At 37.1% G+C, this 20,532-nt stretch carries 14 protein-coding genes; 6 read left to right on the top strand and 8 right to left on the bottom strand.

Annotated elements, in window-relative coordinates; translation table 11 throughout:
- Positions 1–4 precede the first annotated feature (4 nt).
- The 3 genes from yidC (at position 5) to HDC90_RS01315 (ending at position 6,366) form a co-directional block, all read left to right on the top strand.
- A complete protein-coding gene (gene yidC, locus HDC90_RS01325) occupies positions 5–1,795 on the top strand; it encodes a membrane protein insertase YidC (protein WP_184463100.1) in 1,791 nt (596 codons plus the stop codon).
- A 221-nt stretch (positions 1,796–2,016) separates the two neighbouring features.
- A complete protein-coding gene (locus HDC90_RS01320) occupies positions 2,017–4,875 on the top strand; it encodes a prolyl oligopeptidase family serine peptidase (RefSeq protein ID WP_184463098.1) in 2,859 nt (952 codons plus the stop codon).
- 219 nt (positions 4,876–5,094) lie between these two features.
- A complete protein-coding gene (locus HDC90_RS01315; protein ID WP_184463096.1) occupies positions 5,095–6,366 on the top strand; it encodes a nucleoside recognition domain-containing protein in 1,272 nt (423 codons plus the stop codon).
- A gap of 242 nt (positions 6,367–6,608) precedes the next feature.
- Here the strand turns inward: HDC90_RS01315 and HDC90_RS01310 are convergent, their stop codons facing one another.
- From HDC90_RS01310 to HDC90_RS01290, 5 genes are all read right to left on the bottom strand, one after another.
- Positions 6,609–8,066 (bottom strand): RagB/SusD family nutrient uptake outer membrane protein, encoded by a 1,458-nt coding sequence (locus HDC90_RS01310; RefSeq protein ID WP_184463094.1) that lies wholly within the window; start codon positions 8,064–8,066, stop codon positions 6,609–6,611.
- A 17-nt stretch (positions 8,067–8,083) separates the two neighbouring features.
- On the bottom strand, positions 8,084–11,254 hold the full coding sequence (locus tag HDC90_RS01305) for a TonB-dependent receptor (RefSeq protein ID WP_184463092.1): 3,171 nt from the start codon (positions 11,252–11,254) through the stop codon (positions 8,084–8,086).
- Between the two features lie 187 nt (positions 11,255–11,441).
- Positions 11,442–11,621 (bottom strand): hypothetical protein, encoded by a 180-nt coding sequence (locus HDC90_RS01300; protein WP_184463090.1) that lies wholly within the window; start codon positions 11,619–11,621, stop codon positions 11,442–11,444.
- Between the two features lie 163 nt (positions 11,622–11,784).
- Positions 11,785–12,225, bottom strand: a complete 441-nt coding sequence (locus tag HDC90_RS01295; RefSeq protein ID WP_184463088.1) for a PaaI family thioesterase — start codon at positions 12,223–12,225, stop codon at positions 11,785–11,787.
- A gap of 768 nt (positions 12,226–12,993) precedes the next feature.
- On the bottom strand, positions 12,994–15,450 hold the full coding sequence (locus HDC90_RS01290) for a TonB-dependent receptor (RefSeq protein ID WP_184463086.1): 2,457 nt from the start codon (positions 15,448–15,450) through the stop codon (positions 12,994–12,996).
- A gap of 535 nt (positions 15,451–15,985) precedes the next feature.
- On the opposite strand from HDC90_RS01290, the gene HDC90_RS01285 reads away from it, so the two are divergent.
- The 3 genes from HDC90_RS01285 to HDC90_RS01275 all read left to right on the top strand — a co-directional run bounded on the left by HDC90_RS01285 (position 15,986) and on the right by HDC90_RS01275 (position 18,048).
- On the top strand, positions 15,986–16,444 hold the full coding sequence (locus HDC90_RS01285; protein ID WP_184463084.1) for a MaoC family dehydratase: 459 nt from the start codon (positions 15,986–15,988) through the stop codon (positions 16,442–16,444).
- A 349-nt stretch (positions 16,445–16,793) separates the two neighbouring features.
- Entirely contained in the window at positions 16,794–17,483 is a 690-nt protein-coding gene (locus HDC90_RS01280; protein ID WP_221451771.1) for a phosphonatase-like hydrolase, read from the top strand.
- A 202-nt stretch (positions 17,484–17,685) separates the two neighbouring features.
- Positions 17,686–18,048 carry a nuclear transport factor 2 family protein gene (locus tag HDC90_RS01275; RefSeq protein ID WP_184463082.1) on the top strand — a complete coding sequence of 121 codons (363 nt, stop codon included), beginning with the start codon at positions 17,686–17,688 and terminating at the stop codon, positions 18,046–18,048.
- A 211-nt stretch (positions 18,049–18,259) separates the two neighbouring features.
- Here the strand turns inward: HDC90_RS01275 and HDC90_RS01270 are convergent, their stop codons facing one another.
- The 3 genes from HDC90_RS01270 to HDC90_RS01260 all read right to left on the bottom strand — a co-directional run bounded on the left by HDC90_RS01270 (position 18,260) and on the right by HDC90_RS01260 (position 20,313).
- A complete protein-coding gene (locus HDC90_RS01270; protein WP_184463080.1) occupies positions 18,260–18,646 on the bottom strand; it encodes a hypothetical protein in 387 nt (128 codons plus the stop codon).
- A 118-nt stretch (positions 18,647–18,764) separates the two neighbouring features.
- A complete protein-coding gene (locus HDC90_RS01265) occupies positions 18,765–19,481 on the bottom strand; it encodes a DUF92 domain-containing protein (protein WP_184463078.1) in 717 nt (238 codons plus the stop codon).
- Between the two features lie 133 nt (positions 19,482–19,614).
- The gene (locus tag HDC90_RS01260) at positions 19,615–20,313 is read right to left on the bottom strand and encodes a DUF1826 domain-containing protein (RefSeq protein ID WP_184463075.1); all 699 of its coding nucleotides are present in this window, start codon (positions 20,311–20,313) and stop codon (positions 19,615–19,617) included.
- Positions 20,314–20,532 lie beyond the last annotated feature (219 nt).

Raw genomic sequence — 20,532 nt, 5'->3', positions numbered from 1 at the left:
AATAATGGATAGAAATACCTTTACAGGATTGTTCCTGATTATGATCATTTTGGCTGGATCATTCTACTTTTTGAAGCCGAACGAGGTGGAAATTAAAAAAGCCAAAGAAAGAGACAGTATAGAATTGGCAAAAAAATCTGGTGCTACGCCAGTACAAAAAGATACCACAAAAACTGCAGTTGTTAACCCAGCGGTAGATTCTTTAGCCTTAAAAGGTCCTTTTGGTACTGCTATAACTGGTACAGAAGCGAATACAGTTCTGGAAAACGAGAATTTACTGATCACTTTAAGCAATAAAGGAGGTAAAATTACATCAGTTGAAGTTAAAGGGCAGAAAACCTTTACCGGCAAACCACTTATTTTATTTGACGGTAACGAGAATAAATTCGGTTTAAACCTTAATGCTGCTGGTAAAGTAATTAATACCAACGATTTATACTTTACACCAACAAAAACCGGAAATACGGTTACCATGCGTGCCAATTATGGTGCTAATGCCTATGTAGAATATGTATACGATTTAAAAGCATTAAGCAATAAAGTAGCTTTCAACATTAATTTAGTTGGTTTACAACAGGTAATTGCAGGTAATACCATTGGCTTAAACTGGCAGACTACTTTATTACAGCAAGAAAAATCGATTGAAAGCGAACACCGTTACTCTGCACCATACTATAAATATTTAGATGGTGATGTAAACCACTTAAGCGTTTCGAAAGATGAGAAAGAAGATTTATCGAAAGGTAAAATCCAATGGTTCTCATTTAAACAACACTTTTTCTCGGCTTCTTTAATCTCGAAACAGGCTTTCGAAAAAGGAAGTTTAGAAGTTAAAATCCCAACAGCTCCTGGCCAGGTGAAGTTTTACGATGCCAATATGCAATTACCATATGCGCATACAGCAAACCAGGTTTATGAAATGGAATTTTATTTCGGAACCAACAAATTCTCTACCTTAAAAGCACAGGGTTATGATTTAGAGCAGCAGGTTGATATGGGCTACTGGCCATTAAAATACATTAACCGTTTTATTGTATTACCCGTATTTAATTTCTTAAACAGCTTTGGCTGGAACTACGGTTTAATTATTCTGGTATTAACCATCTTGTTAAAAGTTGCTTTATCACCGCTTACCTACAAGTCATACCTATCAATGGCTAAAATGCGCGTGTTAAAACCAGAAATGGACGAAATTAAAGCTAAAGTAGGCGAAGATAATCCAACATTGGTTCAACAGGAATATTTAAAACTATATAAGAAAGCCGGTGTAAACCCACTGGGTGGATGTTTGCCAATGGTGTTACAGTTGCCTTTGGTAATGGCCTTCTTCTTCTTCTTCCCGAACTTGTTTGAGCTCCGTGGTGAGAGTTTCTTATGGATGAAAGATTTGTCTACTTATGACGAGTTTATCAAATTTGGCGTAAAAATTCCTTTCATTGGCGACCACTTAAGTTTAATGTGTGTATTGATGACCATCTCTACCTTGATTATGACTTATTTCAACAACCAGGTTTCTGGAGCCACCGGGCAGATGAAATACATTGGTTATATTATGCCTATCATTTTCTTAGGGGTATTAAATAGCTATCCTGCCGGATTAAACTATTATTATTTCTTAGCCAACTTAATGACTTTCGGACAACAGTTTTTGATCCGTAGAATGGTTGATGATGAGAAAATCCATGCGCTAATCCAGCAAAACAAAGCCAGACCGGCTGATGAGAAAAAGAAAAAATCTAAATTCCAACAACGTTTAGATGACTATATGCGTCAGCAGCAACAAGCTAAAAAGTAATCCTACTTTTATAGTATACAGAATCCCCGGTTACTTAAAGTAATCGGGGATTTTTAGTTTGGGGAGCTTGAAGCAAAGGGTATGGGATATGGAGAAGATTAACTTCTGACTCCCCGTATTTCGCTTACAATTGTAATATTTGGCATACAAGTTTCCTAATAAGCTAAAAAAATCCAATTTTAGAAGATTAAATCTCAACCAACAAATTAATTAATTTAAAAATGCAAAAAAGACTAACTATTATTCTGTTTTTCATTGTCAGCTTTGCTTACGCACAAAAGAAACCTTTGGATCATTCGGTATATGATACTTGGGAATCAGTAGGTACAAAGCAGTTATCAAATAATGGTCAATGGGCCATGTACAGCATCTTACAGCAAGAAGGAGATGCACAATTGTACCTTACCAATATTAAAACAAATGCGAAGATTAATATCCCAAGAGGGATGAACTCGCAGTTTAGTAACGATTCTAAGTTTGCAGCTTTTAATATCCGTCCATTAAATAAAGATTTACGTCAGGCTAAAATTAAAAAGAAAAAGCCAGATGAATTGCCAAAGGATTCATTGGGCATTGCCAACCTTACTACCAGTGCCGTTACGAAAGTAGCAAGGGTAAAATCTTTCAAATTTCCTGAAGAAGGTGCTGGTGTAATAGCTTATTTAACTGAAAAGCCCGATACAGCAAAGAAAACAGTAAAACCAGCTGAGAAAAAAGATGGCGAAACTGATTTTGCAGATGATGAACCAACCGGAAAAGGTAAAACCGAAGAAGGAACCGATTTAGTAGTAAAAAACCTTTTAACGGGCACAGATAAAACCTATAAATTCGTTACCGATTATTATTTCAGTAAAGACGGCAAACAGTTGGTTTTTGCTTGTAGCGGGTCTAAAAAGGATAAAACAGCTCCACAAGGCGTATTCTTGCTAAACACAGAAAAAGGCACGCTAAAAACCCTTATTAAAGGTAAAGGAAGTTTTAAAAACTTCACTTTTGATGAGGAAAGTGAACATGTGGCTTTTGTGGGTGAGCAAAGTCCGGAGAAACAGGAAATAAAAGATTACAATATTTATTACAACTCCTTAACACTTGATACGGCACAGATACTGGTTGATTTTGATATGCCAGGGCTACCTGCAAAATGGTCGGTTAATGGTGATGGAAAGTTAACTTTTAGTAAAGATGGTAAAAAATTATTTTTTGGCATCTCTCCTATTAAGAAGCCAAAAGACACCACTATTGTAGATTTCGAAGTGGCTAAAGTTGATGTTTGGAATTACAAAGACGATTACTTACAGCCTATGCAGCTTAAAAATGTTGATAGAGACAGCAAGAAAAGTTATTTATCGGTGATTGACGTTTACAGCAGTGATCCAAAAGTAATTCCATTAACGGATTTAAAGTTGCCTGATGCCAATCTAATTGCTGAAGGAGATGCGAATCAGGTTTTAGCATCTACAGACTATGGACGCAGGATCGAATCGCAGTGGAGTGGCTCTACCACAAAAGATTATTATTTAGTTGATACTAAAAATGGCCAGAAAAAGAAAATTATTGATAATTTAAGCGGTTATGCAATGGCTTCTCCTGGCGGAAACTATGTTTTATATTTTGATAGAAAGGCAGGTAACTGGAATACTTATAGTGTAACTACTGGAAAAGTAACCGTACTAACAGCTGGTTTAAGCGAAAAATTTGTTGACGAAGAGAATGATGTACCAGATTTACCTTCTGCTTATGGTTTAGCTACCTGGACGGAAGGTGATAAAGCTGTTTTAATTTACGATAAATACGATATCTGGTCGTTTTCACCAGATGGAAAATCGGCGCCAAAAAATATTACTGCCGGTTTTGGAAGAGCAAATAATCTTACTTTTCGTTACGAAAGGGTACAACAGGATAACAGGTTTGAACGCAATGCAGACAGCAAATTTGTAAAAGCGAATGAAACAGTTTGGTTAGATGGTTTTAACAATTTAACTAAAGAAAATGGTTTTTACCGCACCAATGTAGGTTCGTCTAAGGCACCTGAACTAGTAGTAATGGCTAAAGTTAAATACTCCAACCTGGTAAAAGCTAAAGACGCTGATGTTTACATTTACGATAAAGCCAATTATGTAGAATCGCCAAATGTTTATATCACAACCGATTTCAAAACCGAAACTAAATTAAGCAATACCAACCCTCAGCAAAAAAACTACAATTGGGGTACAGCCGAGCTGGTAAAATGGACCACTCCAAAAGGTTATAAAGCAGAAGGTATTTTGTACAAACCCGAAAATTTCGATCCAAATAAGAAGTATCCAATGATTGCTTATTTCTATGAAAAACTAACAGATGGTTTATATACCTATCAAGCGCCAGCTCCCACTCCGTCGCGCTTAAATATTTCTTATTTTGTGAGTAACGGATATTTGGTTTTTGCACCAGATATTAGCTATGAAATCGGTCATCCAGGTAAGTCTGCTGTTGAATTTATCAATTCAGGTGTAGAAAGCCTTAAGAAAAATAGTTGGGTAGATGGCAGCAAAATAGGCATCCAGGGTCAAAGCTGGGGTGGTTATCAAGTAGCATACCTCATTACACAAAATAACATGTATGCTGCCGCTTGGGCCGGCGCACCCGTAGCTAACATGACTTCTGCATACGGCGGTATCCGTTGGGAAACTGGTATGAACCGTCAGTTCCAGTACGAAAAAACACAAAGCCGTATCGGCGCAACACTTTGGGAAAAACCAGAATTATATATCGAGAACTCACCATTATTTATGTTCCCAAAAGTAAATACTCCTGTTGTGGTGATGGCTAATGATGCAGATGGCGCTGTGCCTTGGTATCAGGGTATTGAAATGTTTACCGCGCTGCGCCGTTTAGGCAAGCCAGTTTGGATGTTAAACTATAACGGTGAGGCACATAACCTGGTTCAACGCCAGAACCGTAAGGATATTCAAATCCGCGAACAGCAATTTTTCGATTATTATTTAAAAGGTGCTAAGGCTCCAGCTTGGATGACAAGTGGGATTCCTGCCACTGAAAAAGGGAAAACCTGGGGTTTTGAACTAACAGACGATAAACCTTAGTTAGTCAGGAGTCAAAAGTCCTAAGTCAAAATAGTCCATAACTGATAGTATAGAAACTATTGGCTATGGACTTTTTATTGATGGTTACGGCAAATAGCTGGCAATTGATTGATATGCGCAAAGCGACTCAGGGCTATAGACTACGGACTTTAGACTAAACTATGAACTTTCGACTAAAAAAGGTATTTTAACCCCTTCAAATAAAACTAAACAACCCTAATGGCATTAAGCAGAATCTGGTCGGCATTTATTATCGTAGCTATTGTAGTAGCCAGTATTAAATGTTTCTTTTTCGGACATAGCGATATTTTTAACTGGATGGTGATTGGTAAATCATCCGACCCCTTAAACCCTTTAAAATTAGATGGTATTATTGAAACCTGCTGGATTGCGGTTGACCTTTGCATTAAATTAATCGGGACACTGGCTTTATTCATGGGGTTAATGAGCATTGCTGAAAAAGCAGGCGGTATCCGTTTATTATCCAGAATTATTGGTCCTTTCTTTTCGAAACTTTTTCCAGAAATCCCTAAAGGGCACCCATCTATGGGCCATATGATTATGAATTTCTCGGCCAATTTATTAGGTTTAGACAATGCAGCCACTCCTTTTGGTATAAAGGCCATGGAAAGTTTGCAAGAACTAAATCCAAATAAAGATGTTGCCAGCAACTCGCAGATTATGTTTTTATGCTTACACGCTGCTGGTTTATGTTTAATTCCAGTTAGTGTAATCGCCATTAGGTCAACGCAAAATGCGCAAGATCCCACTGATATTTTCATTCCTTGTTTAATTGTAACCTTTGTTGGTACCATGGCCGCCATGCTCATTGTATCCTTTAAACAAAAGATAAACTTACTTCAACCTGTTATTATTACCTGGGTACTCAGCATTTCGGCTGTAGTGGGTTTACTGGTTTGGTATGTAAGCAAATTAAATGCAGACAGTATAAAATCATTTTCAGGCTTATTAAGCGGTGGGATAATTTTGCTGATATTTTTATTGATCGTACTCGGTGCACTGTATAAAAAAATAGATGTTTTTGATGCGTTTATTGATGGAGCCAAAGGTGGATTTGAAACTGCGTTGAAAATCATCCCTTATCTGGTTGGGATTTTAGTTGCTGTAAGCATGCTGAGAACCAGTGGAACTTTCGATGTGGTGATGAATGGCATTAGAAATGTTTTTCTATTTTTTGGAGCCGACACCAAATTTGTTGATGCATTACCTACAGCTTTAATCAGGCCTTTAAGTGGTGGTGCTGCGCGCGGAATGATGGTAAGTACCATGATTTCCAGCGGACCAGATTCATTTGCCAGTAAATTATCGGGGGTTTTTCAGGGTGCTTCTGATACCACTTTTTACGTAGTAGCGGTTTACTTTGGTTCTGTTGGAATAAAAAACACACGTTATGCCATCGGTTCGATGTTATTGGCTGATTTAGTTGGGGTTTGCACCGCCATAGCGCTTAGTTATATGTTTTTTGCGTAAAGTGGTTCATTAGTCATTGATAAGTACATAAAGCTTCATTCATTGCGAAGAGGAGAACGAGGAAGCAATCTATTTGATAGGCGAATGGCTATTAAGCTTATTAACTTCGGATACAGTTCCACTCCCCTTCTTTTAAAGATTCTTCATTGCATTCAGAATGACAAAAAGAAAGAGTTAAATAAATACAAAAAATCCCTGTTAGAAAATATCTGACAGGGATTTTTCAATAAATAACCTAATAATTAATAACCTGGGTTCTGTTGTGCCTTTATTCCCGGGTTTGCATTTATCTCTGTTTGTGGAATCGGAAGAAGTGTTTTATTAAAGGTTCTATCAATTGTTTTTGGTCGGGTGGTAATCGTTAACCCACCAAATTCATCATTGTAGGTAATTGATTTATTGGTCCGTATCAAATCAAAGAAACGTTGGCCTTCACCATATAACTCTTTACTTTTTTCATCTAAAATCATGTCAAGTGTAACGGTAGCTGGTGTAGCCAGTACTGAAGAAGGATTTCTTTGACGTATTGCATTTAAATAGTTAGCTGCCTTTGTTGTGTTCGCAGAAAGGGCGGCCTCTGCTGCAATTAAATAAACTTCAGATAAGCGGATTAGTTTAATGTTAACTGCTGTATTATTCGCTATACTTTTATCGCCGGCTAAAGTTGTGCTACCACTATATTTATACAAGGCGCCTAATCTTGTAGCCGAACTTTCATCCCTGCCCATTATTCCACGGCGTATATCGCTGGATCCTTGATTTAAACGGGCTAAAAAGTCGGTACTGGAATAGAAAAAACCTAATGCTGCTGTAGTACCCACTCCCTTGTTTCGTTGGTAAACTCCTAATGACGCTGCTCCAAGATCGTTCTCCAAGGGGTTAACACCCAATTCAAAGATAGATTCCGATCCATACTGACTTTTCCATGAATCTACCCAATTCGCATTAGTATACAACGTATATAAAGCAGAAGCTCCGATAACTTCTTCCGCGGCTAAAAGTGAATTTGGCATATCATTCATATATAAGTATACTCTAGCCTGGATTGCTTTATTAGCATAATAATTAATGTAACCATTAGTTTTTGTTTTTGGCAACAACGGTGCAGCATCATTTAAATCCTTAATAATCTGACTGTATACCTGTTCGACTGTTGAGCGCAAAGGCTGTGCCTCGTAGCCTTGTCTGGTTAATATTAAAGGAACTCCAAAAGCTTGTTTGTTATCAGTATAAGCTTTTCCATACAACCTAACTAAATCAAAATACATTAATGCCCTGGCTGTTAAGGCCTGCCCTTTGTACGAACCGAAACCAGCTGTACCTAAAGCCTCCTGCTTCGCTATTTCTTCCAGTAGGTAATTGGTTTGTAATATGCAAAAATAAATCTGCGACCAATAGCCTGAAAAACTACTGGTTGTGGCATTTTGATTATAATTATATAAAGCATCTAAACCACGGCCTTGAGAATAAACCGTCATATCTCCTCCTTTAACATCGCCATAAAGGAAAAAATTTCTTCCGTAGTAGGCTGCATCGGTCATTTGGCTCATTACACCGTTAATTACAATCTGCGCATCTCTTGGTGTTTGGATTGATTTATTTGAATCTGCCGAATTACTCGGCGTCATATCTAAAAACTTTTTACATGATAGTATGCTTAACACGAAGATACTGATCAGTAGTATATTTATTCTTTTCATATTTTGAATCTCCTATATTAAAAACTAACTTCTAAACCAAAAGTATAGGTCTTCCCGAATGGGGTTTCCCAACCTCTTGTACTGTAATTTCCTACTTCAGGATCTGCCTCTTTGTATTTAGAAAATGTAAGTAGATTTGAACCGTTAAAATATGCTCTGATATTTGAAGCGCCAAGTTTAGATGTTATCTTCTCTGGAAATCGATAAGCAAATAAGACGTTTTTCAAGCGTAAAAAACTGGCATTATGTAATTGACGGGAACTGTATTGCATGGCATCAGTAAGGTCATTACCATCAAGTTTTGGCTGAGTGCCTGAAGTATTTTGCGGAGTCCACATATTATCATAGTAGCTTTGTGCCCTAATCCTTTCCCAGTAGTAACCGTCATCTGCTACGTCTTTATAAGCTCCATCGTAAATTTGCCCGCCCAATTTATAGATAAAATTTAAACCTAAACTAAAACCTTTATATTCTACATCAGTATTAATTCCACCAAAAACATCAGGATTACCATCGCCAATCACTACCCTATTTGCATCATTATAATTATAAGTCGCAGGCCTGCCATTAAAATCAAAACTACCCGTAGCAGGGGTATTACCATTTAAGTACCAAACATTTTTACCATTTGCAGGATTTACACCAGCCCATTCAAAACCATAAAAACTAAGCATTGATAAACCTTCACTGTATAAAAATTGTGCCCTTGTATCTCCACCAGTTGGATCGGTCCAAATAATATCATTTCCGCGCACCGATCCTTCAGCTTTATACAATTTGGTTACTTTTGATCTTGTAAAGGACCCATTAAGACCTAAGTCCCATTTAAATCCTTTTTTATTAATCAAATTAGCATTCAGATCGAATTCAATACCCCTGTTATTAATTTCCCCAATGTTTCTCAGTGTTGAGCTAAAACCTGTAGTCATTGATACAGGAACTCCCAATAACAGATTTTTGGTATCTCTATTAAAAAACTCTAGTGTACCCGTAATTTTTTTAAAAAGACCAAACTCCAGGGCTATGTTTGTTGAGTAACTATTTTCCCAGGTTAATAAAGGGTTGGAAAGCGAAGCATATAATGCTGCAGGTTGGCCCAGGTATTTGTTAGAAAATGAAGTCAGTTCGCGCCAGTCGTAGTTATTTGATGGTAATGTTCCATTTGTTCCGTATGATCCCCTCAATCTTAAATTATCAAGAAATGATACTTCTTTTAAAAAATCTTCACTATTAATTTTCCATGAGGCACCAACAGACCAAAATGTTCCCCATCTATTGATATCGCCTAGCTTTGATGATCCATCTCTTCTCAAAGAAGTGGTAATAAAGTATTTTTGATTAAAATTATATTCTAAACGGGAAAGGCCGGAAACAATAGAATTACCCCAATTATAAGCAGATGCTGAAGTAGTTCCTGCGGTAGAAACACTCTGTAGTTTACTACTTCCTAAATCTACACCTGTTGCTCTTTGGAAATCGTTAACATTCTTTTCGGCTTCAAAACCTGCCAGAAAACTTATTGCATGCAATCCAAATTGTTTGCTATAGTTAATTGTACTTGAAGAAACCATTTTATTGTAATTGGTTGTAATTTCATTTACACTTCCATTATTGGTTAAGCCATTAAAATGAAGCGCACTATAATAAATATGGTCGTTAACCTGAGAATTATCATAAGAAAATACAGACTTCAAAATTAACTCAGGTAATATGTTCACCTGAATATAAGGGTTGGCTACAAATCTTTTTGTAACTGATTTATTATCCCATTGATTATCATAATAGATATTATTCTGTGCTAAACTTCCATATCTGGCGGTAAATGGCAAACCCGTTTTATAATCAGTTGGCCAGTAAAGCGGCCACAGCAAATTTCTCGTTTGGAAGTAGCTGTTAGAACCTGTATTTCTGGTATCGTTATAACCACTCTGCGCAGATCTGGTAATACTTACATTCGAACCAATTTCTACATATCTGCCTACTTTCTGATTTAAGTTGATCCTTCCCGAATAGCGATCAAAATCATTTACCTTGATACGGCTTTGGTCTCTAGTGTACGAAAAGGAAGAATAATACTTTGTTTTTTCATCGCCACCACTTACTGCCAGGTCATTAGTTTGGTATTTTGCCGTTCTAAATAGCGCATCATCCCAATCGAAATACTTCCCTTCTCGATTTTCTATCCCGTCTGTCATGCCAAGAATATTTACATTAGCATTTAAGCCTGTTCCATCAGTAGTAAAGCGATAACCATGTCTGTTAAACTTGCTATTTAGTTGAGATAAAGCATAGGTATTTCCCGCCGCCTCACTCTGTCCTGCAGAAGTACGTACATCATGAAAAATACGGTACAACATATTTACCTGATCCTGTACATTAGCGGCTTCATAATTATCCGTAGCCCAGGTAGGTGTTAGTCCCAGAGATGTTCTGAACTCAATTTTGGGCTTCCCTAATTTACCACGTTTTGTATTAATCAGCACAACTCCATTAGCTGCCCTCGATCCGTATAAAGAAGACGCAGCTGCATCTTTTAATATAGTAATACTCTCAATATCGGCAGGATTAATCGTATTCATGATATTATTGGTCGAGTAAGTATAGTCACTTCCTTGCCCAATATTTCCTGAAACAACAGGAACACCATCTACAACATATAATGGATCGTTAGATGCATTTATAGAACCAATCCCCCTTATACGTATGCTAGGTGTTGATCCCGCCTGTCCCGAAGACGCCGTAACCTGCACGCCTGCTGCCCTACCATTTAAAGCATTTTGAAAAGAAGTAAAGGGGGCATCTTTTATTTTATCTTGATCAATTACAGCTGCAGAACCTGTATAGCTACCACGCTTGGCAGTACCATAAGCTACAACCATTACCTCATCAAGCTTATTTTCATCGCTGGATAAGGAAATATCCAGCTGCGAACGCCCGTCAACAACTACTTCTCTGGTAACAAAGCCTATTGATTTAAATACCAACGTAGCATTATTTGATGGAATGGCAATACTATAAGTACCATCGCCATTTGTCGAAGCTCCAGTTGTACTGCCCTTAACCAGTACACTTACGCCCGGAATGCCAACGTTATTTGCGTCGGTTACTTTGCCTTTTACTGTCGTTTGGGCATACGAAACCACGTAACAAGTTAAAATTCCTAATAGTATTAGTAATTTTTTGTTCATAATGAAAGATTTAGGTTAATTTATTAGTTAAGTTGTTGTTAAAATACACAATTTAACGCACCAAAACCCATTATGAACTTCGTTTTAAAAGGAATGTTAAACGAAAAAAGAGAAAACACCGCATAAAACAGCAAAATCCTGCAACTTAGTGACAGAATTTATGCTGCAACATTTTTATTACTTAATATTAGTAAGACGTTTGGGGAATAGATATCCTGTTAATGATTTCATCAATAGCATCAGGATCAATCGCTACATTTTTGGAAGCGCACCATTTTTCTGTTTTGTTATCTAACCAGATACAGAAAGAGTGGTAACCGTCTAAAACAACGGCATAAGTTTCGTGAAAATCATCTTGAATACGCATGCAAAATCCCTTAAAAATTTTGCCTCTCACGATGAATTGCAGGGTGGAATAATTTTCTAACATGGCTCATTATATTTTAGGTTAATTTACAACAAATTATAAATGAGAATGTTTCGTTAATTTAAAGGAATTAACAATTAATTCTTAAGCTACGAAAAAAGACTTAACCTATGTTTAACATGTTCGAGTAGCCTTTAGCTATTAAACGCTTTTTTGAAGGTAAAAATATCTCACATTGCAGATTTAATATTGTGCGCCCTCTTTTTACAATAGCTGTTTCCGCAATAACTTCATCGCCTTCGCTCGCCGTGGCAAAATAATCGATGTAATTATTTACAGTAGTATACCGTTCGTTTAATCCCATCGTAAAAACAGTTGCGCCAATTAAATCATCGATAATACCTGCCGTTACGCCGCCATGTAAAATCTGATAAGGATTGGTCATTTCTTTACGGATGGTATACTGGCAAACCAATAGGCCATATTCTGCTTTAACTAAAACAGGAGCAAGCCAGTTCATAAAGTTAGAAGGCGAATCGGTAATTACCTTGCCAATTGATTGCCTTAAAAAAGTTAAACGCTGTTCGCTTAAAGAGGATTCCATTAATGTAAATGTTTAATGTATGGTGATTGAAGTAAAAGTAGTAAAAATGAGGGACAGTCTCTAGAATGGAAGGCTGATACCCTGGTGTCGATTATTTATATGGGTTAACACTAAAGTAATTTTCACATTTGGAGCGCAAGGCTTGTACAAAACATGAAATTTCTTCCCGTTTTCCGCTTATACGCTTCGCTTCCTCGTTGCTGCAGGGTAATGCTGCAACCGGGGCTAATTAGCAAAAACAGTATTTCATTTGTGGGTTTTACAGGGTGCACAAGCCCTTGTTTCTAAACCCGGACCGAGCGGAATGGCCCGGAGCGCAGCAAGGACTATGAGCGACAGCGGGACTAGCGTCTTCCATGAACCACAAGCCGCTCATTTCCAAATAACCTGAATTCAATTATTATTTGGGCTAAAACTAAGATAATTTTCACATTTGGAGCGCAAGGCTTGTACAAAACATGAAATTTCTTCCCGTTTTCCGCTTATACGCTTCGCTTCCTCGTTCCTCGTTGCTGCAGGGTAACGCTGAAACCGGGGCTAATTAGCAAAAACAGTATTTCATTTGTGGGGTTACAGGGTGTGCAAGCCCTTGTTTCTAAACCCTGAGCGCAGCGAGGACTAAGAGCGACAGTGGGACTAGCGCCTTCCATGAACCACAAGCCGCTCATTTCCAAATAACCTGAATTCAATTAAAATATTGCTTCGTCATTCCTCCCCGCAGCAACAACAAAAAAAGAAAGGTTATTAATGGCCAGTAACATTCTGGTTTTAAATCGGAATAATCACTTTAAAACTTAAGTTTCTACCCATGTTGTAAATGCCCGACCTGCCATTGAGCGGGCGGTTATAATATTCGAAATACTTTAACCTGTTTAAATTTGACTGATAGGCGATATTGAAAATATTATCGGCCTGGAAAAAAATATCACACAAAGTTTTCCCTTTTTTGGTTTTTAATGCAGAGCCTATGCCTCCATTAATTAAAGTATAACCAGCGGTAAAGGTTTCGGTATTATCTAAAGCATAAAATCTATTCTGATCAGCAAAAAAAGCAGCATCAATTTTAATATAAGGCTTATCAAAAATACCTATAGCCTTTTGAACAGTCGCCTTGATCTCTGTTCTCACCTGCAATGGCGGAATAAAAGGCAAATATTTGGCTTCCTTGCCATGTTTATCTAAAAGTTCCCGATTCTGGTTTAATCCAACTATATAAGCAAGACTATTATTGAAACTTAGCCACTTTAAATCTGCAGGATGTAGATTTATCGAAATTTCTGCACCATACAATCTCGCTTTGGATTGCTGATACTGATAGGTTAAGTTACCAGGAACAATAACAATTGGATTTCCGCTGGCATCAGTTAAGCGCGATTGATAAATATAGTTCTGAATGTTGTTATTAAACAGCTCCACGCTTATATCGGCATCTTTCAAATAGGCAACAATGCCAATATCTTCCTGAAGGTTAAACTCAGGTTTAAAGGTTCTGTTACCCAAGTACACAATATGTGCACCAGGATCTAATCCGTTAGAACCGATTTCTGTAATGTTTGGGGCTCTGTATCCTCTCGCAATATTGGCTTTAATTAATAATTTTTCGGAAATATTGTAAGTTAAGCCCAAACTTCCCGATAAACCATAATAATTTTTATCAAAAGAAGGGAACTGCAATTTTCCGCTGGCATCGGTTGAATTCACTTGTTTGCCGAAACCGGTTTGCATATCGGTACCTACATAAAAATCACTCCAGTGTATATTTCTTCTATCGATCCTAATCCCTCCGGAAACATCTACCTTACCAATCGATTTCTTAGCGAAGTAAAAAGCTCCAATATCAAAGAGATCATAATCCGGAATAGGAAAATCGGTAGCAGCTTTGCTCCTGTTTCCTTGGTACATGCCATTTACCCCAATGGTACTTTCGATACCCGCAAAATCTGGCAGGTTATATTTAAGATCGTAGTTAAAAGTGTTCAATACCACATAAAGCCCCGCCTGGCTTGGTAATGTTGGGTGGTTATATTCTCTCCTTACACTTTGTTGTCCACCAATTAATAAATTTAAATCGCTCGTTCCAAATTTAAACTGGCTGGTGTTATAAAACCGGTAATGTTGAATGTGCTGATGCAAGGGATTAATGGAGTAGGTATTCAAATCACTTTCAGGCACAATAGGTCTGTTTTTAATATCATCTCCGTCATCCAAAACCTGCCTGGTAAACCGTCGCGATAAAGAATCTCTGCTACCATCGGGAATTTCCATTAAATTATCGTAATAAGTAATCGCTGTTTTAGAAAAACCCCAGGGCTTATCTACCCTAGCGCTGGCAGATAAATTGTATTCTCTAAAAGCTGTTCCATAAACCAATCCATCAATTTTGTTTCTGTAATTATGTGCTGTTTTCCCGCTTGCCCTAAACGTGTATTTCCAATCGTTTTTAATATAGGCCAATCCAATCGACGAACCGATCATGCCGTTATTACTTTGATAATTTGCCGTAAAATCGCCTTTCAATTTTCCATCTTCGAAATTCGGTGTATAAGGAATCATATTAATTACCCCGGCCAATGCATCAGAACCATAGGTTAAGCTGGCCGGACCTTTTACTACTTCTGCTCTGGTAATGGCATATTCATCTACCTCAATTCCATGTTCATCGCCCCATTGTTGTCCCTCTTGCCTTAAACCATCATATAAAGTTAGTACGCGGTTATAACCTAATCCTCTTATGAAAGGTTTAGAAACATTTGGACCGGTGGTAACAGCTGTAATTCCAGGCACGCCCTTAACAATAGCTTCGATTAGATTTGTATTTACATTTTGGTCCATTGTTTTTTTAGAAAGTACGGCAATAGGTACAGGGCTTTTACGTAACTGTGTGGCCCGGTTAACCCCTGTAATTACCACATCGCCTAAATCAGATGCTAAGCTTAACAGATCAGCGTTAACTAGTGCCGTATCTCCTTTCAGCGTTACTTTAATTCTTTTGGATTGATAACCTATGCCTGAAAAAATGAGGTCATAACTTCCAGACGGAATGCCATTTAATTGATAAGTACCAGAAGCATCTGATTTGGTGGAGCCATTGGATCCTAAAATTTTAATAGTAATATTTTCTAAAGGTTCATTTCGAGAGGTGACCAAACCCTTAACCATAACTTTTTGCGCAATGGCATTTAGCGATATAAAGAAACAGAAGCAGTATAGTAAGAAGGGTTTCATGAATATAAATGATTTGTCTAAATATAATTTTAGACAAATCTAAATTTTAATTTAAATATATCAAATAAAATATTTAGATAATATTTAACAACCTTAAAACCAAATCGTTTAAACAAAAAAAAAGCATTTAATATTGAATTACGGGCATATTTTTTTTTTCGAACTAGAATAATATTTAGGAAGACATTCTCCCATCTTACACCCTCCACCTCATACAACATTTCCTCCAGTACCATTTGTTAGTCCATTGGTGAGGTTAGTATCTATCGTTTCCAGTTGCTTCTTTTTTTAAAAACTCATCGATTTTGAATGAATAGCAACGACACTTATCTAACTGATTATAAACAACCTGCATACAATATTCTTAGTCAACACAAAATTGGCAGTAAAATCTTTTGAATATTTTTATCTGTTTCCCGCTAAACACATCGTTATTATGACTATCATTGGAACAGAAGAGTGACTGAAACTATAATACCTGAAGGATTGTTGTACCTAAAGGATTGTTAAAGACTAATCCTATTAAACAGAATATATGTTGGTAATCAATAATTTCGAAGAATATGAATCGTATCTAGGCAAAGAACTAGGGGTTTCGCAATGGCATACTATAGATCAAGAACAGATCAATAAATTTGCCGATGCAACCTTGGATCATCAATGGATACATACCGATGCAGAAAAAGCTAAAAACGAGGGGCCATTTAAGGCAACAATTGCGCATGGTTACCTTACCTTATCCTTAATTCCTTATTTATGGAAGCAGATTGCCGATGTGCGCAATATTAAAATGGAAATCAATTATGGCATTGAACGCTTTAAGTTCGGTCAGGCAGTTTTGGTGAATAGCGAAGTGCAGTTAAAAGCAAAATTAAATTGCATTAGCAATTTAAGGGGAATAACTAAAGTTACCATTCAGGCTACACTTGTGATTAAAGACCAACCCAAGCCAGCATACGTTGGCGATGTAGTATTCTTGTATCATTTTATCTAATATCGTCCAATTTCAGCAGCATAATTACCTGTTGGTTTTCATACCAATAAGCTTAATATCTGGCAAATCGATTTTGTTGAATCTGATTTAGCTTGCTCACTTTTAGATTATTGCAAACAACTTCATATAAAATATAACAAAACATTAATTACCAGCTACTTATTTCGTTAAAAATATCCTTTCTAAATAAATAAAAATTAAGCAAGACCAGATTTTTAATGTTTAGCTTAAGTAAACAAATGTTAATATAAATGTTAACTATTGCTAAACATTTGTTTAGCAAAATTACTGGCAGTATATTTGGCGACAATAGTTTAAAAATTAACTTATCTAATTTAATAGAAAGCAAATGTACCCTGAAATTAAGATGGTAGTATTCGATATGGCTGGCACCACAGTGAACGAAAATAACCTGGTTTACAAGACGCTAATGAATGCTATAAATGCCGCTGGTTTTTCTTATACGCTTAATCAGATTCTTGCTGTTGCAGCCGGAAAAGAAAAGAAAGAAGCCATCAGATCGGTACTTAAAACTTACAAAGCTTCTTTTGATGAAGCAATGGTATTCGATATATATGAAGAATTTATTGGCAAGTTGAAGCTAGCCTATGAAAATGAAGAAATATTACCTCAGCCTGGTTCAGTCGAACTTTTTGAAAAACTTCGAAAAGCAGGGATAATCTCAGTACTTAACACCGGTTACGACAGGAGAACTGCCGAGGCTATCCTTAACAGGCTCGGCTGGAAGGCAGGTTCTGATTTTGATACACTTGTTACTGCATCAGAAGTTGGCCAAAACAGACCAGAACCTGATATGATTTTGTTAGCAATGCGGCATCATGGTATTACCAACAGTAAATCGGTTGTTAAAGTTGGAGATTCGAGTATTGATATTGAAGAAGGTAAAAATGCAGGTTGCAGCCTAAGCATTGGTATTACCACAGGTGCACATACGAAGAAACAATTAGAAGAAGCTAAACCTGATGCGGTAATAGACAATTTAATGGAAGTATTGGCCATGGTAACCAAGCAGAACTAAATAATTTCTAATCGCATAAGCTTCTTGGCGCTTTAACAGCGACATGGGTCAATTGGAGACAAACGATTGCAATTTACATAAAATCAGCCCCTCTTGTATTGAGTTATTGAGTCTGGTGCAGCAAGTTAACCTAAACTTAAAACCTTTTAAACAGGTAAAATGTTTATTTTTAATAACTTAGATCATAACTAAATATAAGCATATGAATACTCAGGAAGTAGCTGACAAACTAGTGCAGCTTTGCCGCGAAGGCAAACACGAGCAGGCCATTGATGAGCTTTACGCGGACAATGTGGTAAGCAAAGAGCCAAAAGGTTCACCAATGGAATTAACAGAAGGTAAGGATGCTGTTAAAAAGAAAACTATACAGTGGGAAGAAAGTGTTGAAGAGATACATAGCTCTTCGTGCTCAGACCCAATTGTTGCCGACAATCATTTTTCTATTGTAATGAACATTGATGCCACTTATAAAACCCATGGAAGAATGGCAATGAGTGAGATCTGCGTTTATGAGGTTAAAGACGGAAAAATTGTAGCTGATGAGTTTTTCTATCGAATGGGTTAAAATATAAAAAGCCCCGATATCCATCTGGGCTTTTATAATCAACTAACCTAAACTTATAAATACTAACCAAATATTTATACCACAAAACTAATTACCGATTATTAATTCAGTGTTAAATATTTATCATATGTTATCTGGTGAAACCCGCCCAATCAACTATTATTGATACAGATTGGTAAAGCTTATATTCTCATAGTCAATTAGTAAACGATTATTTTACAGCCCTGGTTGCCTTGTCAAAAGACAACACCAGATTCTTCTGATCAACCTGCTTTAAAGATACCTCATGTACCTTTTTACCGAGGCCCGTAGTAAAATAAACTTCAGCTTTAGCAGTCTCCCCTTTTTTAAGCCCGTCCTCAAATAAAGCAATTCCAAATAGCGTACTGTCTATTTTCGACGAGGCCACAATACTCACTGTGCCCAAAGCATAGTTGCCATTATTCTTCAGCGTAATAATGCCCTGTTTATAAGTATAACTTACTCCTTTCAACGTTTCCAGATAGGTTTTATTCTTGCTGGTAATACTTTGATAGGTTTGCCCATAACCTGAAAATCCACAGGCCACCAGCAGTAAAACAAAAACGATTTTTTTCATAATCTTATAAGGAATAAACAATAGCATAAATATCGCAAAAAGCTTATTATAAATTGACCAAAAGCAAAATTGATGATACAAAAATAAGGAGATGCAGAAAGAAGCTAATAAGATACTTTTAATCTAATATTCCTTCTAATATTAACACCACCAGCACAGCTGTCAGCGTATTCAAAAAATTGACCAGATCATTGCCAATTATCCCTTTACGTTCAAGTACAGCTCCCAGTATAGAATCAGTCAGGTTTCCCACCGTCCCTGCGATAACGATAATGTAAAAGTTCATGTCCCATCCGTATCCCAGTGCATAAATAGCAGCGATGATACAGCTACCGCCGATACCGATCAACGTCCCTTCCATACTGATCACACCATCCATTCCACAACGGTCGGGCCTGAAAGAAATAATATTAAAAAACCGCTTCCCATAAACCATCCCAAGCTCGGATGACAGGGTATCTGCAGTAGCTGAAGCAAAAGCTGCCGCCAATGCGAGAAACATTAAATAGGCAAACTGGGGATAAAATAGGATCACTACACCCGAAATACCAGCAGCACCGGCATTAGCCAGTACTTGCAGTACACTGCGGCCACTTTTAGTTTCTTCTCTTATGGCAAAGGCCTGTTTTTTATGCTTTTTCCAAGAGGTAGCTGCAGAAGCCATAATAAAAAACATACTCATCATTGCAACACCTGCATAACCAGCAGCGATATAAACAAAACAGGCTATTATGCCGCCTGTAAGAGCAGCCAGAACTGTCAGCTTTTTGGCCAGAATACTATAAGCGATGCCAGTAATAATGATGACAGGCAAAAAGATGCCGCTATTGAACATATCACAAATATATTTGAATTATATTGATGAAAAAACACATGGGAAATATTTACGAGATGATTAACTATTACCTAGTAACTGAGAAAAAAAGATAGGTTTATCTTTATAGCTCCTAAAAAAATAACCAGGCCAATTAGCATATGAGCAACAATCTATACGCTCCATCTTTTTCAATAGGTGCCCGGTGAACACAAGGCAAACACTGTTTTTCAGGATGATCTACTGCCAGTCTCCACAAATGACCCAATCCCAAATTTATTGGTATGGCACCTGATTTAGCCTGGTAATGCAGATCAAAATAATGTTCAGTCAAAAAGCTTTCAAATTCTTCTTCCGTACCGTTATGCAATTCTTTGAGCTTTTGCCTGATCTCTGGTACCAGAACTTTTTGTTCAACCTGATTATTGGCTAAGATTTCACTGGCTGCACCATAGTAGGTACATAAAAAAGTATCGGTACCAATGGGCGAACGGTCTACATGAAAAGAATATACATCTGTTGAAATGAAATCGAACTCCTCATCCCGGTCATAACTTTTGATCAAATTGAGTGAAGGTGATGCTCCGGAATCTGTTAACAGCCGAAAATCACTCAAGATAACCGCCCTTGCTATATCCCCTTTTTCTGAGAGCTTGAGTGACTGAAGATCTTCTATAGAAATTTCTGTCAGATCCTCTTTCAATTCAAGTTTGGATACGATTTCCTCAAAATCTCCCAACAGCTCTCTATGCCAGCAAACTGCATTCATATCTCCTTTAAAATCTGTACCCAAAAGATGAGAAAAAGTAGAAACCACCGCAATCTGTGTGCTATCAAAAAATCTATTATGCATTTCTTAATTGAACCTTTTAACCATCATTCACTGCAAAAATAAGGATTAACTGAAAGAATAAGTAAAAACACGTGCTATCGTAAATTACTAATTTGCTGCAAAAGATGGATCAAGCGGAAAAGTTGGGGGGATGTTTTAAGCATATATTTTCGACAATCTGAATAAGAAGAATTTAATATCCCTTACACCTCTTGAGGTTGCCCTAAAAGCTTTGATCTT

Origin of the sequence: Pedobacter sp. AK013, assembly GCF_014205835.1 — a bacterium.
Lineage (GTDB): Bacteria > Bacteroidota > Bacteroidia > Sphingobacteriales > Sphingobacteriaceae > Pedobacter.
This window is presented reverse-complemented; position numbering and strand designations above follow the sequence as displayed.